This is a genomic window from Pseudoselenomonas ruminis (genome assembly GCF_008271295.1).
GTDB lineage: Bacteria > Bacillota > Negativicutes > Selenomonadales > Selenomonadaceae > Selenomonas_A > Selenomonas_A ruminis.
Genome location: NZ_VTOY01000007.1, coordinates 1 through 19,098, shown reverse-complemented (window position 1 = coordinate 19,098; position 19,098 = coordinate 1). Strand labels below are relative to the sequence as shown.

Sequence of the window (19,098 nt, the reverse complement as noted above, 5' to 3'; positions counted from 1 at the left end):
CTTGTTACCCTTGCGGAGGATAACAAGCTCTGTTTTTGTTTCGACGGCAATCATTACGATACCGTAGCCGTCAAATCATCGGAGTCCGTGAAGTAGTTGGCGATATATTGGCAGAAGTGACGAAGCGCATCGATATCAATGTCGTCATGATTGTCCATATAGTGAGCAATCTGGCGGCGGCAGCGCTGCAACGCATTGTCGATGGATTTGCTGTCGTGCTGCAGCTGCTGGCTGATATGCTCATAGCTGTTTCCCTGCAGGCGGGAAATGAATACCTGATAGGCGTAGGGAGAAAGAATTTTTTTTAACACTTCCTCACAGCTTTCAAAATCATCCTGGATAATCAAGTCGTGCGCTGGTGATTTCGTTTCCTGGTCGGCAATCGTATCGAGCCAGCAGGTCTTTTCGTTGTCCTCAAAGACGGAGACATTGAGGGAAAGCGCCTGATTGAGAATCGCGTGTTTGTAGCGATTGGCTTTGTTGATGGCCGAGATACATTCACAGCGGATGCAGCGGGTGGCAAACGAACGAAACGAAACGCCGCGCTCTGGTTTGAAATCGCGAAGCGCTTTAAACAAGCCAATGCGCCCTTCCTGTAAAATATCTTCGTGGTCGGCCCAAGTCATATAGAGGGTCCGGCAGGCCGTGGTGACCAGATAATCATAACGGTCGGCAAGCTCGGAGCCAAGCTTGGGATCACCGGTGCGTTGAAACTCCTGAATCAATTCATTTTCCTTAGTTGTGTCCATTGCTAATTCCATGTAGTAGTCTCAATTCCTTAAAAAGTCCATATATTAGCGTAACATTATAAGCACGTAAAAGTCAATAATTATTATCAGATGTATAAAATTTGTCCGCGAGGGGTGAAAAGTAACCGATATACTTGCGAATGCAAACTTTTCCTTTGTTGTCAGAACCTTTCTATGTTATAATGGATGACGGTCTGTGATTGCTTATGATTGAAATTGAGTGAAATGTGGGAGATTTAGGAGGATTATGGATGTTTTTACAATGGAATGATTGTACAATCAGTACCAAGATTCGGCTTACCTTTACGGTGGTCATGCTTGTCGCGTGTGTATTAGGTGGTGTGGGGATATACAACCTGAATTCCTTGAACGACAAGGCAACGGAGATTACGGAAAACTGGCTGATTATGACCGATGCGTCGCATCGCATGTATGAAGATTCGGCCAATATGCGCTTTGATGCGTATAAGTACACGCATGTAACGGATAAAGCAGTGCTCGATAAATGCCTGAAAGATACGATGATGCATCAGGACAACATCACGAAAGGCATTGAAAAATACGAAGCCGCTTTGGACCGTGAGATGAAAATCAATCCGGAGAAGGCCAAAGTCAATAAGGAAAAGTTCGAGCAGCTCAAAAAAGAGCTCGATAAGAATTTTGAAATAAACAAGAAAATCCGTGCGGATATGGAAGCCGGCAATAAGGAATCCATGATGCAGGGCATCACAGTAGACGGTTTCAAACAGTACGATGTAATTGCCGGAGCGCTCGAAGAATTTACGAAGATGAATATCGACAGCGCCAATGAAGCCAACGAAGAGGCGGAAGCGTTCTACCATCGTGGCGCAGTTATGAGTATTGTCCTGCTCGTGCTGGCCTTTGTGATGATTCTTCTTTCGGCTATGTATTTGGGACGCAGCATCACGCGCGGTGTGCGTGTGCTTGAGGATATTTCCTCGAAGATGGGTGACGGCAACCTTCGCGATCGTGCGCCGATTCTTTCCGGCGATGAGCTTGGACAGCTAGCCGGTCATTATAACCAAGTGATGGACCGTCTGGCTGCTATGATGCGCAAGATCCAGCAGAGTGCTGAAGAATCGAACAATGCGGCAGAAATGCTTCGCCAGGGTTCGGAACAGTCGGCACAGGCGGCAACACAGATCGCAGATTCGATAACGCGGGTAGCCCAGTCGGCAGCTGAGCAGAACGATATGGCGGCAACGACTACGGCTACGGTAGAAGAAATCCGCAAGCAGATTGACCAGGTCAATGAGGGGACGAATGCGGTCCTGGCTCATGCTGGTGAAGCACAGCAGAAGGCTGATGATGGTTCGGAGGCCATCAACAAGGCTGTAGAGCAGATGCGCAATATCGGTGCGTCGGTTGAGGAAGCGGCAAAGGTCGTTGCTTCGCTGGGCGAACGTTCCCAGCAGATTGGCCAGATTGTCGAAACGATTTCGGTTATTGCGGAGCAGACGAACCTGTTGGCACTCAACGCCGCCATCGAGGCTGCGCGCGCTGGTGAAGCCGGCCGTGGTTTCTCCGTCGTTGCTGATGAAGTCCGCAAACTGGCGGAGAGTTCCAGTGAGGCCGTTACGGAGATTGCTTCGCTGATTCATGGGATTCAGGCCGATACCGAAGCTGCTGTCGTATCGATGCAGACCGGAAATCAGGAGACGAAATCCGGCGTGGTCATCATGGACCGGGCCGGTCAGACCTTCGGGGAAATTGTTGGCCTTATGGCGAAGATGAATGAAGAGATTAAGACGATGAGCGATAGTATCAACACGGTTGCCATTGGGGCAGACGGCATTGTTGATACGGCAGACCGCCTCAGTGAGGCCAGCAATTCCGTATCGAGTGAGACGCAGACGGTTTCGGCCGCTACCGAAGAACAGTCGGCATCGGTGGAGGAGATTGCTTCGTCGGCTCATAATTTGACGACAGTATCGCAGGCTTTGCAGGACGAACTGAAAAAGTTCCGCATTTGATAATGCGTTTGATTTAAGACTACCGAAAAGGTGTTTGCCTTTTCGGTAGTCTTTTTATATAATAAAACAAACGGAGAAAGGAAGGATGCAGCGTGAAGCAGTTGGTTATGCATGTTGATATGGATTCCTTTTTTGCTTCGGTGGAACAGCTGGACCATGAGGAATATCGTGGGAAACCTTTGATTATCGGCGGCCTGGCGGGACGCGGAGTAGTATCGACCTGTTCGTATGAGGCGCGGAAGTTTGGCGTTCATTCCGCTATGCCGATGGGGCGGGCGCAGCAGCTTTGCCCGCAGGGGATTTTTATCGAAGGCAATTATCCGCGTTATGCTGAAGTTTCCAAGCAGATTTTCGCCATCTTCGACCGCTATTCGCCGGTTATTGAACCCTTGTCCATCGATGAGGCGTTTCTTGACCTTACGGGCATGGGAAAAATCATGGGAACACCGCTTCATTATGCGAAGAAGCTAAAAGCTGAGATTCGGGAAAAGACCGGCATTGTGGCTTCGGTAGGAATTGCGCCGAATAAATTCCTGGCCAAGCTGGCATCGGACCTTGAAAAGCCGGATGGCTTGGTAATTATCACCGACGACAAGATACGGCAGGTGCTCGACCCCTTGCCGGTTGGCCGCATTTGGGGCGTAGGCAGGCGGATGAATGAACAGCTCGCAAACCTCGGCATCCGGACGATTGGCGATCTCTACCGGGCCGATCCCCATCATCTGTGCCAGCAGGTGGGAGAAAATATGGCGCGTCATCTTCACCAGCTGGCGGCGGGAATCGACCACCGTGTCGTGGCACCGCGGGAACGGGCTAAGTCCATCGGCAAGGAGATGACGTTTACGGAGGATCTGCAGTGCAGCGAAGATGCCGAACGCGTCCTCTTGGATCTTTCCTGCAAGGTGGGCTGGCGGCTCCGCAAAGCGGGAGAAAAGGCGCGGACGATTCAGCTCAAATTGCGCCTGTCGTCGGGGTTCAAGACTTTTACGCGCAGCCGCACGCTTCCCGAGGCGACCTGTTATGATGAGCAAATCTATCATACGGTGCTGGACCTGTTCCATGAGCTGCAGCTATTTCGCGGAATCCGTTTGCTCGGCGTCAGCACGGCCGGTTTTGATGATGGCAGGGAACTTAGCTTGTTCCAGGATGAAGCCAAAAAGGATAATCTTTATGCGGCCATCGATAAGATCCGGGCAAAGTTCGGCGAAGGCGGCATCACCAAAGCGCAGCTCCTTTGCAAAGATAAACAGAAATAATGATGATGAGCAATAAATATAAAAAAGTAACAAAAATCATAAGCCAAAAAGCTGTTTTTCGTGTATAATAGAAGCAGAATTTAACGACTCCGAGCGAAAATGTCTAAGGTCACGACGGGTGGCTATGATATTTAGCCGGGGCCCCAGGGGAAACGCTGGGACCTTCCATTTTTGAAAAGGGGTTCTTTGCTGGCGCAATAGGTGAAGACTATCTTTCTGTCAAATGGAAGGTAGTCTTTTTGTGTTTATGGGGAAATTGGCGAGCAAGATAGGAGAGTAGGCCGTATGAAGGAAATGAAAACCGTAGATGCTGTCGGACAGATTCTCTGCCATGACATCACGCAGATCATCAAAGGCGTGACGAAGGATGCTGTGTTCCGCAAGGGGCATGTGATTACCGAGGAGGATATCCCGGTACTGCTGTCGGTCGGCAAGGACCACATCTATGTATGGGAGAATGACGATACGGTTCTGCATGAAAACGATGCGGCCGAAATCCTGCGGCAGCTCTGCCAGAACGAATACATGACGGCCTCGGAGCCGAAAGAGGGCAAGATCGAGCTCACGGCAACGGTTGATGGTGTCTTCCAGGTGGACGAGTCAAGATTTGATGATGTCAATGAGCTTGACGATGTGACGATTGCGACGCTGCCGCAGAACATGCCGGTAAAGGCTGGCCAGAAACTGGCCGGCATGCGCGTGATTCCGCTGGTCATCAAAAAGGATAAGATGGAGCAGGTTAAAAAAGTGGCTGGCGATAAGCCGCTTTTGCGCCTGCGCCCGTATCAAAAAGATATCAAAGTCGGCGTCGTGACGACGGGCACTGAGGTATTCCTGGGCCGTATCGAGGACACGTTTACGCCGGTCATTGCGGGAAAGCTCAAACCATTTGGCCTCAAGATTGATGAGCACCGCATAACCGATGATGTGACGGAGCATACGCGCGATGCGATTCGCGAACTCGTGGACCTTGGCATGGATATGATTATCTGCACGGGCGGCATGAGCGTTGACCCGGATGACCGCACGCCAGCGGCTATCCGCGATGCCGGAGCCGATATCATCACCTATGGCGCGCCGGTACTGCCTGGAGCGATGTTTTTGCTCGGGTATCTTACGCATGAGGGCCGGACGATTCCGGTCATGGGCCTGCCGGGCTGCGTCATGTATGCGGCGCGCACGGTCTTTGACCTTGTACTGCCGCGCGTCATGACCGGCGAGCGCTTGACGCGCCGTGAGATTCGCCATTTTGGTATCGGTGGTCTTTGCATGAACTGCAAGACCTGTCATTTCCCGGTTTGCGGGTTCCAGCACTAAGGAGGGATACAATGCAGGATATTTCGTTGGAAAAGGCCATTGAGATACTGCTGGCACGGGTCAGCAAAGTCCACGAGGCTGAGGAAGTTCCCTTGCTGGAGGCCTTGGGCCGCACTTTGGCGGAGGATTACACGGCGCCTTTTGACAATCCGCCCTTTGACCGGTCACCGCTTGACGGTTATACGTTTGCGGCCAGCAGCACTGCTGGCGCAACGGCAGCCCAGCCGGCTAAGTTCGAGATTATCGGTGAGGAATGTGCCGGCCAGTATTTTGACGGGTCAGTGCCGGCGGGGAAAGCGGTGCGCATTATGACAGGAGGCGCGATTCCCGCTGGCTGCGACTGTGTCGTACGGCAGGAAGATGTCACGGCAGATGGTGATATGCTGCTCGTGCCCTTTGTCATGAAGCATCATGAAAATTACTGCTTTGCTGGCGAAGATATTAAGCAGGGAACGAGACTGGCCAAGGCAGGTACCAGGCTTACGGCCGCTCATCTGGGAGCGCTGGCGAGCATGGGCTTTGATAAGGTAAAGGTCATCCGCAGGGTGCGCGTTGCCATTGCGAGTACCGGGGATGAACTCTTGCAGCCGGGCCAGCCGTTGGCACCAGGCAAAATCTATAACAGCAATCTTTATATGATAAGCAGCCGTTTGCGTGAGCTCGGTTTTGAGCCGGAAGTGCTCGGCATCCTGCCCGATGATGTTGAGGCAGCTGCCGCGGCGATTGCCAAGTGGCAGGACAAAGTCGACTTGTTCTTGACGACGGGCGGCGTGTCGGTTGGCAAGAAGGATATCATGCATGGCGTTGTCGGTAAGATTGGCAAAAGGCTCTTCTGGCGTGTCTGCATGAAACCGGGCGGACCTGCGATTGCCTATACGTTTGGAAAGACGCTTGGCATTGCGCTTTCGGGCAATCCGTTTGCGGCCTATGCGACGTTTGAGCTCATCGCGCGGCCTGTGCTCGTGGCGCTGAGCGGGGATGAGAAGATTGCCCTTCGCCAGGCGCAGGCCGTTTTGACGGATGCTTTTCCGAAGGCCAGCAAAGGACGCCGCTTTATCCGTGCGTATTATGAGGATGGCAAGGTAAGACTTCCCCAGCAGCATGCTTCAGGGAGTTTGTTCTCGGTAGTTGGCTGCAATGCCTTTGTGGCGATTCCGGCAGGAACTGATCCGCTGGAACCGGGGACAGAAGTGGATGTCGTATTGCTCTAAGGGCGTTGCGTTCCTATAGAGTTTTGGAATTGGGATGAGGATATGATTGATAAATATCAGCGTAAAATCGAATACGTTCGCATTTCGCTTACGGACCGCTGTAATTTGCGCTGCCGTTACTGCATGCCGGAAGGCGGTATCGAAAAGCTGAGTCATGGGGATATCCTGACCTTTGATGAAATCGTGCGCGTTGTGCAGGCTTTGGCTTCGCTGGGCGTGCGCAAGGTTCGGCTGACTGGCGGTGAGCCTCTGGTGCGACGCGGCATTGTTGACCTTGTGCGTGAAATTCGTGCGGTGCCCGGCATTGAGCAGGTCGTGCTGACGACGAATGGGGTATTGCTCGATGAACTGGCAGAGCCGCTGGTGGCGGCAGGACTGAGCGGGGTAAATATCAGCCTCGATACGCTGCGGCCCGAGGTATTTGCTGAGATTACGCGGCGTCCGCTCTATCAGCGCGTGGAAACGGGAATCGAAAAGCTGCGGGCACTGGGTATGGAAAACATCAAGTTTAATTGCGTGCCGATTGAAGGTGTAAACGAGGCGGAGATTCCCGCGCTGGTGGGAATGGCCCGCAACCAGGCGGTCAAGGTGCGGTTTATCGAACTGATGCCGATAGGCTGTGCCTATGACGTTGGGTACAAGGGCGTAGCCATGGATAAGGTTCGCCAGCTGATCGAGCGTGCCTATGGAACGATGAAGCCGGCGGGAATAAAGGAAGGGGCCGTTAACGGCCCGGCGGTATACTACCGTCTGCCCGGCTTTAAGGGAGAGGTCGGTTTTATCGATGCGATGGAGCATAAATTCTGCGCTTCGTGTAATCGCGTGCGGTTGACGGCAGAAGGTTTTTTGAAGCTCTGCCTAAATGCAAAGACAGGTCTTGATATCCGCCAGCTGCTGCGCAGCGGCATTCGTGATGATAATTTGCGGCTGGCCATTTATCAGGCCATCTATCATAAACCCGAGGAACATTTTTTTCTGGATAAACATAACGAAGCTCGCGACAGCAGGGCAATGGTTCAAGTAGGAGGATGACAATGGGAAAGATTCAGGCACTTTGCGTGAGTGAAAAGAAGGGCACTTTAAAGGCACCGGTGGATTCGGTGCTGTTTCAGACGGAATGGGGCATTGAGGGTGACGCCCATGCGGGCAAGTGGCATCGCCAGGTCAGTTTCCTGGGGCTCAAGGAAATCGAGGATTTCCGCAAGCTCGGCGTCGACGTGAAGTTCGGTTCGTTTGGTGAAAATGTCGTTGCCGAAGGGTTCCGGTTTAAGGAACTTCCTGTTGGCACGCGCCTTCGTGCCGGCGATGCGTGGTTTGAAATCACGCAGATTGGCAAGGAATGCCATAAGGGCTGTGCCATCCGCGAGCAGGTTGGCGACTGCATCATGCCGCGCGAAGGTGTCTTTGCGCGCGTATTGCGCGGCGGCCGCGTGAGTGTTGGCGATGAGCTCGAACTCGTGCTGGCAGGCGAAAAACTGCCGCTTGATGCAGCCATCATCACGGCGAGTGACAAGGGAAGCCGCGGCGAGCGCGTTGACAAGAGCGGCCCGAAGGTCAAGGAAATGCTTGAGGCAGCTGGCTACACGGTGGCCGATATGACTATCCTGCCCGACGAACAGGCGGCGCTCGAAGCGAAGATGAAGGAATATGCTGCGCGTGGTATCGGCCTTATCGTCACGACTGGCGGCACGGGCTTTTCGCCGCGTGACATCACGCCAGAAGCGACACTTTCCGTCTGCGAGCGGCTGGCACCGGGAATCCCCGAGGCTATGCGGGCGCTTTCGATGCAGGTTACCCATCGGGCAATGCTGAGCCGCGCACAGGCGGGGATCTGCCGCCGCAGCCTTATTGTCAATCTGCCGGGCAGTGCTAAGGCTGTTGAGGAATGTCTTGGCTTTGTCCTGCCGGAATTGCAGCATGGCATCGAAATCCTGCGCGGCGATGCCGGCGAATGCGGGCGGAAGTGATATGGATACGGCAAATCTGAGCCTGCTTTTGATTGCGGGCGGACAAAGTTCGCGGATGGGGCAGGATAAACGCTGGCTGGAATACGATGGGGCATCGATGCTCGAGTGGCTGCTGCGCAAGGCACAGCGGCAGGCCTTCGCGTGCAAATACCTGTGTGTGGAACGGGCGACGGCAGAACTTTTGGCATTGGCGAAGCAGTATGAGTTTGAACTGCTGGTGGATGAACAGGCAGATCTTGGTCCGATGGAGGGCCTGCGCCGCGGACTTTCGGCTATGCCTACGCAATATGGTTTGGCACTTTCCTGCGATATGCCGTTCTTTGTCTTCTCGGCCTTGGATCCTTTGGGGGCAGAATTGACTGGTCAAACTGGACTGATGGCTCTGATGGCAGAGACGGATGGCCGTCGCCAGCCGCTGGCCGCCATCTATCATCGTGATTTGGCGCCGGTTTTTGCCGCGGCACTGGCAAATGGCGAGCGGAAGCTCGGGGCGGTTATCGATACGGTGCCGCATCAGCTGGTGCCGGTTCCGCGTATCAATTGTTTTTTCAATGCCAACACGCCCGCCGATATGCGGCTGGTGCGCGGCCGGCTGGCCAACAGCTGGCGCGAGGTTCCGCTGGTTACGGTTTCAGCACCAGTGTCCAATACCGGCAAGACGACCTTCATTGAGCGGCTGATTCCGCGCTTGCGCGCAGCGGGGATCCGCGTTGGTGTCGTTAAAGGTGATTGTCATGGTTATGAGGTTGATACTGAGGGCAAGGACAGCTGGCGCTTTGCGCAGGCTGGGGCTGATGCCGTGGCCGTCGTATCTCCGGCGGGCTATTTCATCGAGCAGCGGACCGAAAAGCGGGCCTCGCTGGTTTCGATGGCGTCTAGGCTTGAGAATGTGGATTTGGTGCTGATTGAGAGCCGGAACCATGGGACGATGCCTGCATTGTCTCTCTGGCGTGGATTGGGAACCCCCAGCATCCAGGAGGATACAGCGGCTATGTTTGCCGGTGGTGAGGTGCCGGAGGCTTTGTCCGGGCAGGTATATTGTTATGATATTGACGATATTGCCCAGGCGGAAAAACTGGTGAAATTCCTTATGGGAAAAGACTTTTAAGCGATTTGTCAGATTATTCATCAGCAGGTTTTTGGCGATGGGACAAATGACACAAAAATCAATAATGATAAGATTATTTTTATTTATAACCGGCCGTTGGCCGGTTTTTTTGTCGTTTGCCAATGGACAAAATCTTTGTTACCATGGCAATTGCAGTAGCGGATTTCGTCTTGTTGTGATAAAAATCGTCGCAGGAAACAGGAGGAAAAGCTAAACTGATGCTGAAAGAGATTCGATTTTACGAGGAGGAGTTTGCCATGCAGCCAAGAGATACAGAGCTTATCGATTTCCCCGTGACGCGCTATGATGCGCAGCAGGGGCAGATTGTCGAAGACCACAAGTACACGTCGATTGAGCGTTATCTGGATATTTATCTCAATGGGGAAAGGCTTACGACTTCCTTTTGCTCGCCAGGCGACCTTGAGGATCTCGTGACGGGCGTGCTGGCACAGCTGGGGAAAATCCGTACCAGCAGCGATATGGTAAGCCTCAGCATTGACGAGAAAGCGTTTACGGCCCATGTGGAGACCACGGCGGACGCCCAGCAGTGGGCAGCCCATGCCGCTGATGATCCGCGCTACTATTCGGCGCGTGAGATTTTAGACTGCGCGCCCGAGCGCATCTTTGCGCGGCCGCGTACCGTGCAGTTTGTGGCCCAGGACATCCTGGCCTGTGCCGATAAATTGCTGTCGGAGCTCGCGGCTACGCATGAGAAGACCAACGGCGTGCACAGCGGTATTCTCTACGACCAGCGCCAGCGCCGTATCCTCGTATTCCGCGAGGATATCGGCCGCCATAACGTCTTTGACAAGCTCTACGGCTGGTCCCTGCGCAAGGAGATTGACCTTGCGGATAAAATCATCATCTTCAGCGGCCGCTGCTCGTCGGAAATGATGCTGAAGCTTGGCCGCATGGGCATTGGTGCCGTTGCCGCCAAGTCGGTGCCGACGACGCTGTCGCTGCGGCTGGCGAAGAAATTAGGGATTACGCTGGTGGCGCGGATGCGTCCGGGCAGCTTCTGCATCTACACGAATCCGGAGCGGATTATCGTCGCGGATGATGATTGTGCCGAAAAAGAAGCATAAAACGCTATATTATTTTTGCATAGAATCATAAATGTCACATATTGATTTTTCATAGCTTCGTGCTATGAAGGATAGAAAGATTTTATGGGATATGGATGATTTTATAAATACTAGAAATGGTTTTAGGAGACTAAAGGAGGAAGTTTTGATGAATTTGAGCAGACGTGACTTCTTGAAAGCCACAGGTCTCAGCGGGATTGGCCTGGCTATGGCCAGCCTGGGACTCGACATGCCGAAGGTCAAGGCTGCCGCAAAAGAATTCAAGCTCAAAGGTGCACGCGAGTTTACCTCGATTTGCCACTTCTGTGCTTGTGGCTGTGGCGTCATCGGCTACGTGAAGGACGATAAACTCGTCCAGCTCGAAGGTGCTGTTGACAGCCCGATTAACCGTGGTGCTCTGTGCAGTAAGGGCCTGGGTTACGGTCATATTCCAAACTCAAAGGAGCGTGCGCAAAAGCCGCTGTACCGTGCACCGGGCAGCGACCACTGGGAGGAAATCAGCTGGGAAGAAGCTATCGACAAGGCTGCCCATGCCATGAAGAATGCGCGTGAGAAGGGCTGGAAGCAGACGGAGGAAATCGATGGCAAGACCTATGAGGTTCGCCGTACCGATGGCCTGTCGTTCATCGGCGGTTCCCAGATCAACAACGAGGAATGCTATCAGAATATCAAGATGGCCCGTGCCCTCGGTGTTGTCTACATCGACAACCAGACCCGTGTCTGCCATGCCAATACGCCGCCAGCTCTGGGCGCTGCCTTTGGCCGTGGTGCGATGACGAACCCGTGGGCAGATATCAAGAACACGCACCTCATCTGGATTGAGGGCTCGAACCTCGCTGAGTGCCATCCGATGGGCCTCAAAAACGTCATGGCTGCCCGTGAGAAGAACGGCTCGAAAATCGTTCATGTCGACACGCGTTTCACGCGCACGTCGAAGATTGCCGATGATTTCTTCCAGGTACGTCCGGGTACGGATATCGTCTTCATGGGCTACATCATTCATGAGATGCTCGAATCCGGCAAATTCAACAAGGAGTACGTCCTTCAGAACACCAATGGTGCCTGCCTGCTCCGCGATGATTTCAAATTCGATGATGGCCTGTTCTCGGGCTATGATGCCGAGAAGAAGGCCTACACGAATACGGAGACCTGGGGCTATGCCCTCGGCGCTGATGGCAAGCCGCAGAAGGCCAACGACCTCTTTGCACCGAATACGGTCATGTCGCGCCTCAAGGAATTCTACAGCCGCTATACGCTTGAGATGGTCGAGAATATCACGGGCATGAAGGCGGAAGATGCCAAGCGGGCAGCTTCCATCTGGATTGAAAACGACAAACCGGCCATCATCATGTATGCACTCGGCATGACGCAGCATACGGTCGGCGTTCAGAATATCCGCTGCTTTACGATCATGCAGCTGCTCAAGGGCAACGTCGGTATCCCCGGCGCCGGTATCATCGCTATGCGCGGGCAGCCAAACGTGCAGGCATCGACGGACTTCGGTATCGAGTTCAACATGCAGCCGGGCTATCTCGTCCATCCGACGCATAAGACGCCGACGCTGGAAAAATGGACGGAGGCCTTTGGTACGTTCCGCCGCAAATGGTATGTCAACATGACGAAAGCTTGGTTCGGCGAGCATGCTACGCCGGAGAACGGTTATGGCTTTGACTATGGCGCTATCCGCAACGGCAATCATCCGGACTCCATCTATGCCATCTTCGAGGATGCCTGGAAGGGAACGATGCATGCGCTTTACCTTTGCGGCCAGAATCCGCAGATGACGAATGCCAACCTCACGATGGTCCATGATGGCCTCTGCAAGATGGATTCCCTTATCGTACAGGATATCTTCGTCAATGAGACGGCCGAGTTCTGGAACCGTCCAGACGACAACCCAAGTGAAATCCAGACGGAGGTCATCTTCCTGCCGGCTTGCTCCTATCTTGAGCGCGAAGGTACGATTACGAACTCGATGCGCCTGATTCAGTGGCGCATGCAGGGCCCGAAACCGGTCGGCGATTCCAAGCCGGATTATATCATCAACGATATGCTTTGGAAGCGCATCCGCGAGCTCTATAAAGATTCCACGGAGAAGAAGGACGAGCCAATCAAGTATATGTCCTGGAACTACTCCCAGGAAAACTATATCGAAGACGTCATGAAGGAAATCAGTGGCTACAATGTGGCCACGGGTGAGCTCGTCAATGGCATCGGCGAACTCAAGGATAACGGCGAGACGGCTTCGGGCATGTGGATTTATGCCGGCTATATCAGCCGCGAGGGCAACCGCACGAAACGTCGCGGCCAGGAAGATCCGGGCGATATCGGTATCTTCCCGCAGTTTGGCTGGGTATGGCCGGATAACATCCATATCCTTTACAACCGTGCATCGTGCAATCTGGATGGTACGCCGAAGGATAAAGAGCATCCGCTCGTCTGGTGGGATGCGGCAGCTGGCAAATGGACCGGCTACGATGTACCAGACGTTGGCAACCGCACGGCTGGCCCGGATACGCCGGACGGCCAGAAACCGTTCCGCATGAACGGCGAAGGCATTGGCCGCCTCTTTGCTGCCACCTATAAGGACAAGAATCCCGATGGCATGACCCGCGATGCGTCCTCGACGCCGGTCGATGGCCCGATTCCCGAGTTCTATGAGCCGGTCGAAAGCCCGACCCACAATGCACTGCATACGAATGAACTGGCGCAGTTCAACCCCTGTGTCAAATATCCGCGCGTCCCGGAAAAACAGCCGCTGGGTACGAAGGACAAGTTCCCGTACGTACTCACGAGCTCGGGTATTGCCGAGCATTGGTGCTCCGGTACCGTTACGCGTAACATTCCGTGGCTCAACGAGCTCGTCAAGGAGCCTTTCGTCGAAATCAGCGAGCAGCTGGCCAAGAAGCTCAGCATCAAAGAGGGCGACAAGGTAAAAGTAAGCTCGGCCCGTGGTGCTGTCGTGGTCAAAGCCATGGTCACGAAACGCGCGCAGCCGCTCACCGTCAACGGCGAGGAGACGCATATGGTCTGGATGCCGTACAGCTGGGGCTTCAAGGGCCTGGCCAAAGGACCGAGCACCAACTACCTGACCATCGATGCCCTCGACCCGAATACGCAGGAGCAGGAGTTCAAGGCCTGCCTGGTAAACATCGTGAAAGCATAATCTGTATGATATAGGAGACTTTTATGAAAACCGCCAAGAAATCACCCATGGATGAATATCTGAAGAAACACCCTTTCCTTGTGGAAACGGCCAATTTGCAGCTTGCTATGGAGAAAATCCTTACAGGTGCAGTCTCGCCGGTTTCCTTTCCTGAGAAGGATGACATCAAAAAAATCGTCAAAGACGGCATGCCGCTTTTGCAGCAGCCGCAGCTGCAGCGTACGATGGTCAAGGTGGCCGCCGTATCGCTGGGGGATTGCCTGGAAGCCCTCAAGGACATCGAAGCGCCTGACATGATGAAGGCTGCCCTTAAGAATTGGCAGAGCTGGACGGCGGAGGCCGAGCTTACGGAAATCCAGCAGTTCTTCGACTATCTGCTGCGGCAGGAAGATGCAGAAATCCAGCAGTTTGCAGCGGACAACAAGCTCAATGAGGTGCTGGTTCGCACGCTGGGCTGGCAGCTGGTCGAAGTCTTGGTTCCCGCCGGGCTCAAAGACCCAGTTTTCTGGCAAGGCATTGGCTGGAAACGCAATTACTGTCCAATCTGCGGACGTCAGCCGGTCCTGGCGCAGCTGCGCAAGGAGCAGGAGGGCCGCGCCCGCGTGCTCGCTTGCGACGGCTGTCATACCGTTTGGCCTTACGCCCGCATTGGCTGCGTCTATTGCGGCAACGATGACCTCAAGGAAATGCATATCTTAGAGCCTGAGGGCGAAGCTGCTATGCGCCTTGACGTCTGCGACAAATGTCATGCTTACCTCAAAACGTACAATGAGGAAGGTGAGGAAGAGGTCTATCTGCGGGATTGGGCGACGATTCATCTCGATTTCCTCGGCGAGGAGAAAAGTCTCCAGAAAAAAGGAAGCGTAATGCTCGCTAATGCGTAAAACTGTGTATTTGCGAGTACGAAAGGAGAACTATAATGGCAAAAGAAATCGCTATGCTGCATGATGTGGCACGCTGCAGCGCCTGCCGTGCCTGCATGGTTGCCTGCAAGCAGTGGCACGACCTGCCGGCCGATATGTCAACGCCGTTTGAAGGACAGTATCAGTCCCATAAGGAATTGACCCCGACGACTTGGAATCTCATCCAGATGAACGAGCGCGTGGATTCTGACGGGAAATTCCACTGGGATTTCTTCAAGCGTCAGTGCATGCACTGCAGCGACCCTGCCTGTGCTAAGGGCTGCCCGGAAGAAGCTATTGAAAAGCTCGACAATGGTGCTGTCGTCATCAATCAGGATAAATGCGTGAGTTGTGGTTATTGCGCCCATAACTGCCCGTTCGACGTCCCGAAAGTCAATGCCGAAACCAATAAATCGACGAAGTGCGATCTCTGCTTTGACCGCATCGCTGAGGGCATGGAGCCGGCTTGCTCGAAGACCTGCACGGCCGATGCAATCCGCTTCGGCACGAAGGAGGAAATGCTCAAGCGCGCCGAACAGCGGGTGGCTATCCTCAAACAGGAAGGCCATCAAGATGCCAACGTTTACAACCCGCAGGGCGTGGGCGGCATCCACATGCTCTATGTACTGCCGGAAAAACCGTCGGTCTATGACCTGCCGGAAAATCCGCAGACGCCGAATTCCATCGATCTCTGGAAGGATGTCGTGCGTCCGCTCGGAAAAATCGCTGGTGCTGGTGCCATTGTCGGCGTCCTGGGTATGGCAGCTTTCAAGAAATTAGCAAATCGCGAGAAAGGGGAAAAATGAGATGATTGTCAATAAGAAATACATCAAACGCCATAAAATGGGCTTCGTTTATTTCCACTGGATCAATGCGGTTTCCTTTTTTATGTTGCTGCTTACGGCCCTGCCGCTCTATGCGGATTCGTTCCGTTTCCTCTATGATACCTTTGGTGCGGCAACGCTTCAGTACGCACATCGTGTATTTGCGGTCATTTTCATCCTGAATCCGATTATCGGACTGGTTACGGCTCATGATGGGATCCGTCGTCTGGTCAAGGAAGTCGTAAGCTTTGGCCGCGATGATATCGTGTTCAATCAGAAGTTCCCGGCCGAGCTTATCGGCAAAGAGCCTGAGGGCATTCCGCCGCAGAGCTTCTATAACGGCGGCGAGAAGATGAACATCCTGCTGCAGGCTGTTCTTTGGGCATTGCTCGTCATTTCGGGAGCTGTTCTTTGGTTTGGCGATGGCGTGGTAAGCCCTGTCATCCGCACTTGGATGATTCCGCTGCATAGCATTTGCGCTGGCTTTGGGTTCGCGGCTGCCATTGGCCATATCTATCTGGCCGTTGGTGTAAATCCGGATTCCTGCCACGGCATGCTTGATGGTACGGTTAAGGCTAGCTATGCAGTCAAACATCATGGCAAATGGGTGGATGAACTCGTTGCGCAGAGCAGCTTGACCGAAGATGAAGTCAAAAAAGCTGTGGAAGCCGATGAGCCGGTCGAAGATGCATCAATTCAGGCTAGACCGGTCTAAGACGTCCAAAAGCTACTAATGAATAAAAAATAATTCATAAAACGATAAAATTCTCACTGGGGTGTAACAAATGTCACAACCTGGTGAGAATTTTTTTGTTACAATTATATTTAGGGGATTTATAACTGGGGAGAATGGCTATTCTATCGTTTAGGGTTATGGGAAAAGGAGTGTTTCGATGATGAACAAGCAGGAAACGATTGCCTATTTGATTCAGCGGCTATTGGCGCAGGTTTTTGCCATTGTCGTGGGTGTTGTGGTGGTAGTAGCGGTAAGTTTGTATTTATTTACCAGCTATGTAGCAGTAGTCAATGATGCTGGTGTCGTTCGCGGTGGATCGCAGCGTGTCGTTAAGCAGGTTTTGGCAGGCAGTGATGCTTCGGATACGACCCAGCGGGTTGAGTCCATTTTGCAGGGATTGGGCAGCCGTATGCATTTAGGAAGTTTTCCAGAAAAGCGCGATGCGGCGGAAAAGTATTGGATGACTGAGGTGAAACCAGCCATCAGCGAATATCAAAAGTCAAAAGATGCGGCTCATCTGTTGGAAGTAAGTGAGACATATTTTGCTAAGACTAATGAGATGGTAGAGGCAGCACAGACCTTAGTGGATGTAATGGCGGTAATTCTTTATCTGCTGCTGGCTGCTTTTATTGCAGCGGTTGGTTTGGTACTGCGCCGCGTTTATTACACCTTCCAGGAGCGAGTGGTAGAGCCGCTTGATTCGCTGGAGGGAAGTGTGAATCAACTGGCCAAGGGGCACATGTCGCAAAAGTTTACTTACCCGCGCCGTGATGAAATCGGAGCACTCTACGATTTACTCAACGAGATGCGTACGGCAATCCTCGGCTATGTACAGGACATCGAGAAAAATCTCAATACCATGGCTGCTGGCGATTTGGTATCAACAACGCGGATGAAATATATCGGGGATTATGAGCCGATTCAGCGCAATCTCAATCATATTCGAGAGGCACTTTGCGCAGAAATGCAAAGTATGGGGGATATGGCTGAGCAGGTAGCGGTAAGTTCTGGCGAAGTATCGAAAGTATCGCAGAGTCTGGCGGAAGGGGCAATGTCTCAGAATGAGAGTGTGCAGGACCTCCAGAATAAGATTCATGAGACGATGGCCGAAAATGCCAAAGTTGAATCGTTCGTGGAGGCGGCGCGCGAGTCGAGCCGCTTGACGAATGAAAGCATCGATATGAGCCGTCAGCAGATGGACAATGTCGTGGCCGCCATGCATGATATCAGTGCGGCCTCAGAAGAAATCCGATCGATTCTTGGCACACTCGATGAGATTACTGGCCAGACGGCACTCTTGTCACTTAATGCCTCGATTGAGGCTGCCCGTGCAGGCGAGGCGGGCCGTGGCTTTGCTGTTGTCGCCGAGGAGGTCCGCAAGCTGGCCGAGCAGTCGGCTCTTAGCACGCAGAATATCCAGACGCTTATCAACAAGGCACTTTCTGCTATTGAAAGCGGAACGAAAGTTGTGGGGACTGCGGCCGATTCACTGTCGGGTATTACCGAGAACACCGAGGCGGTCAACAAGGTAATCGAGCAACTGCGCCAGCAGAGCCTAGCGCAGCAGAAGATGATGGAGCAGGTGAACAGCCTGTCGCGAGATATCTTAGGCGTTGTTACGGACAACTCGGCAGTATCGGAGGAATGTGCGGCCTCAAGTACGGAGCTTTCGAATTTCTCCGATTCACTTAAAGACAGTGTGAACAAATTCCGGACCAAATAACGGGAAAATCAGATTATTTGTAAAAAATCCCCCGCGAAAGCAGGGGATTTCATTTTTGTGGCGAATAGTATAAGATACCAATAAAGTACCATTCAAATCGTTGGTTTTTCTAGAAATAATTGCAACAAGCAACGCAAAGACGAGAGAAAGGAGGAAGAACGATGATTTGCAGAAAATGTGGAAGTGTATTGGAAGAGGGACAGATGAGCTGCCCTTTCTGTGGGGAGTCTGTAGCCTCCGGAATGGAAGGGACAAAGCAGAAGAAAGTAGAACTCAAGGCATTAGCGGAAGTTCCTGACGACAAGGAAAAACTGCTGACGGAGTTGCAGCGGCTCAAAGAATATTTTCTGGCAATCCGCGGGAAATACGCCGTCATGGAAGATTTGTGGCTCATGCAGCTCAAATGGCAGGAACCTTCCCTGCTTCACTGGGCGTTGGGCGGTTTCCTCGTGACGTTTGCCGTTTATCTGATGCTCTATGGAGCCGGGCTGCTGCCACATGTCGCGATGTCGTTCTTCTTCGTCCTTTGGGGAAGCATTACCAGCGTGGGCTACATTCGTTCGGGCCGTATCTATGAAGCCAGAAAAGCCCGGATTGCGGAGGATATCTTCGAAGTTGAAAATGATGTCCGCAACTATTACAATCAGGCGGCTGACTGCTTCCTGCCGCTCGACTATTCCGACCCGCGGGTAATCGGGGAACTCATTCACGGAATTGAGACCGGAACCATCAAATCCTTTCAAGACTATCGGATAAACTAAAAACACGAAGGCCGTGGGTAACCACTCCCACGGCCTGCATGTTTTTATTCAACTCGTTTAGCTAATTACATTATACGAAATTTCCTAAAAAAGTCAACCTATGCTATAATAATCGTGCCGTGTGTGCCTTCTGCAGTTTTCATTCAGAAGGAGGTGCATGTTTTTGTTCAACTCGTTTTTAGTCTCTGTCTTGGCAGGTGTAATCAGCTACTATATCTGCAAATGGTTGGATAAGAGACTTTAACGCACATGGCAGCCTCAGTGTAGAAGGGAATCAACCAAGCTCTTTGCAGACACTG

The 19,098-nt window shown here is 52.8% G+C and carries 15 protein-coding genes and 1 riboswitch; of the genes, 14 read left to right on the top strand and 1 reads right to left on the bottom strand.

Going from position 1 to position 19,098, the window contains the following annotated elements; translation table 11 throughout:
• Positions 1-53: 53 nt before the first annotated feature.
• Positions 54-761, bottom strand: a complete 708-nt coding sequence (locus FZ040_RS08960; RefSeq protein ID WP_149171682.1) for a sigma-70 family RNA polymerase sigma factor — start codon at positions 759-761, stop codon at positions 54-56.
• A gap of 239 nt (positions 762-1,000) precedes the next feature.
• Here FZ040_RS08960 and FZ040_RS08955 point away from each other — a divergent pair, with 239 nt between their 5' ends.
• The 14 genes from FZ040_RS08955 (at position 1,001) to FZ040_RS08890 (ending at position 18,799) form a co-directional block, all read left to right on the top strand.
• On the top strand, positions 1,001-2,743 hold the full coding sequence (locus FZ040_RS08955; RefSeq protein WP_149171681.1) for a methyl-accepting chemotaxis protein: 1,743 nt from the start codon (positions 1,001-1,003) through the stop codon (positions 2,741-2,743).
• Positions 2,744-2,835: 92 nt separating this feature from the next.
• The gene (locus tag FZ040_RS08950; protein WP_149171680.1) at positions 2,836-3,999 is read left to right on the top strand and encodes a DNA polymerase IV; all 1,164 of its coding nucleotides are present in this window, start codon (positions 2,836-2,838) and stop codon (positions 3,997-3,999) included.
• A 75-nt stretch (positions 4,000-4,074) separates the two neighbouring features.
• A riboswitch (molybdenum cofactor riboswitch) is annotated at positions 4,075-4,197 on the top strand.
• Positions 4,198-4,284: 87 nt separating this feature from the next.
• Positions 4,285-5,316, top strand: coding sequence for a molybdopterin-binding protein (locus tag FZ040_RS08945; RefSeq protein WP_149171679.1), 1,032 nt, complete (start codon positions 4,285-4,287; stop codon positions 5,314-5,316).
• Positions 5,317-5,327: 11 nt separating this feature from the next.
• Positions 5,328-6,527, top strand: a complete 1,200-nt coding sequence (locus tag FZ040_RS08940) for a molybdopterin molybdotransferase MoeA (RefSeq protein WP_149171678.1) — start codon at positions 5,328-5,330, stop codon at positions 6,525-6,527.
• 42 nt (positions 6,528-6,569) lie between these two features.
• Positions 6,570-7,559, top strand: coding sequence for a GTP 3',8-cyclase MoaA (gene moaA, locus FZ040_RS08935; protein WP_149171677.1), 990 nt, complete (start codon positions 6,570-6,572; stop codon positions 7,557-7,559).
• 2 nt (positions 7,560-7,561) lie between these two features.
• Positions 7,562-8,494 (top strand): MOSC domain-containing protein, encoded by a 933-nt coding sequence (locus tag FZ040_RS08930; protein ID WP_149171676.1) that lies wholly within the window; start codon positions 7,562-7,564, stop codon positions 8,492-8,494.
• On the top strand, positions 8,445-9,602 hold the full coding sequence (gene mobB / locus FZ040_RS08925) for a molybdopterin-guanine dinucleotide biosynthesis protein B (protein ID WP_255448822.1): 1,158 nt from the start codon (positions 8,445-8,447) through the stop codon (positions 9,600-9,602). Before FZ040_RS08930 ends, mobB begins: the two co-directional genes overlap by 50 nt.
• Before the next feature lie 257 nt (positions 9,603-9,859).
• Positions 9,860-10,687 carry a formate dehydrogenase accessory sulfurtransferase FdhD gene (locus tag FZ040_RS08920; protein ID WP_149171758.1) on the top strand — a complete coding sequence of 276 codons (828 nt, stop codon included), beginning with the start codon at positions 9,860-9,862 and terminating at the stop codon, positions 10,685-10,687.
• Positions 10,688-10,835: 148 nt separating this feature from the next.
• Positions 10,836-13,853, top strand: coding sequence for a formate dehydrogenase-N subunit alpha (gene fdnG / locus FZ040_RS08915; RefSeq protein WP_149171674.1), 3,018 nt, complete (start codon positions 10,836-10,838; stop codon positions 13,851-13,853).
• Positions 13,854-13,876: 23 nt separating this feature from the next.
• Complete coding sequence (locus tag FZ040_RS08910; RefSeq protein WP_149171673.1) at positions 13,877-14,737, top strand: formate dehydrogenase accessory protein FdhE; 861 nt, start codon at positions 13,877-13,879, stop codon at positions 14,735-14,737.
• Between the two features lie 35 nt (positions 14,738-14,772).
• Positions 14,773-15,561, top strand: a complete 789-nt coding sequence (locus FZ040_RS08905; RefSeq protein WP_149171672.1) for a 4Fe-4S dicluster domain-containing protein — start codon at positions 14,773-14,775, stop codon at positions 15,559-15,561.
• 1 nt (position 15,562) lies between these two features.
• On the top strand, positions 15,563-16,294 hold the full coding sequence (locus tag FZ040_RS08900; protein ID WP_149171671.1) for a formate dehydrogenase subunit gamma: 732 nt from the start codon (positions 15,563-15,565) through the stop codon (positions 16,292-16,294).
• Positions 16,295-16,472: 178 nt separating this feature from the next.
• Entirely contained in the window at positions 16,473-18,038 is a 1,566-nt protein-coding gene (locus FZ040_RS08895; RefSeq protein WP_255448821.1) for a methyl-accepting chemotaxis protein, read from the top strand.
• Between the two features lie 161 nt (positions 18,039-18,199).
• The gene (locus FZ040_RS08890; RefSeq protein WP_149171670.1) at positions 18,200-18,799 is read left to right on the top strand and encodes a hypothetical protein; all 600 of its coding nucleotides are present in this window, start codon (positions 18,200-18,202) and stop codon (positions 18,797-18,799) included.
• The last annotated feature ends 299 nt before the right edge of the window (positions 18,800-19,098 follow it).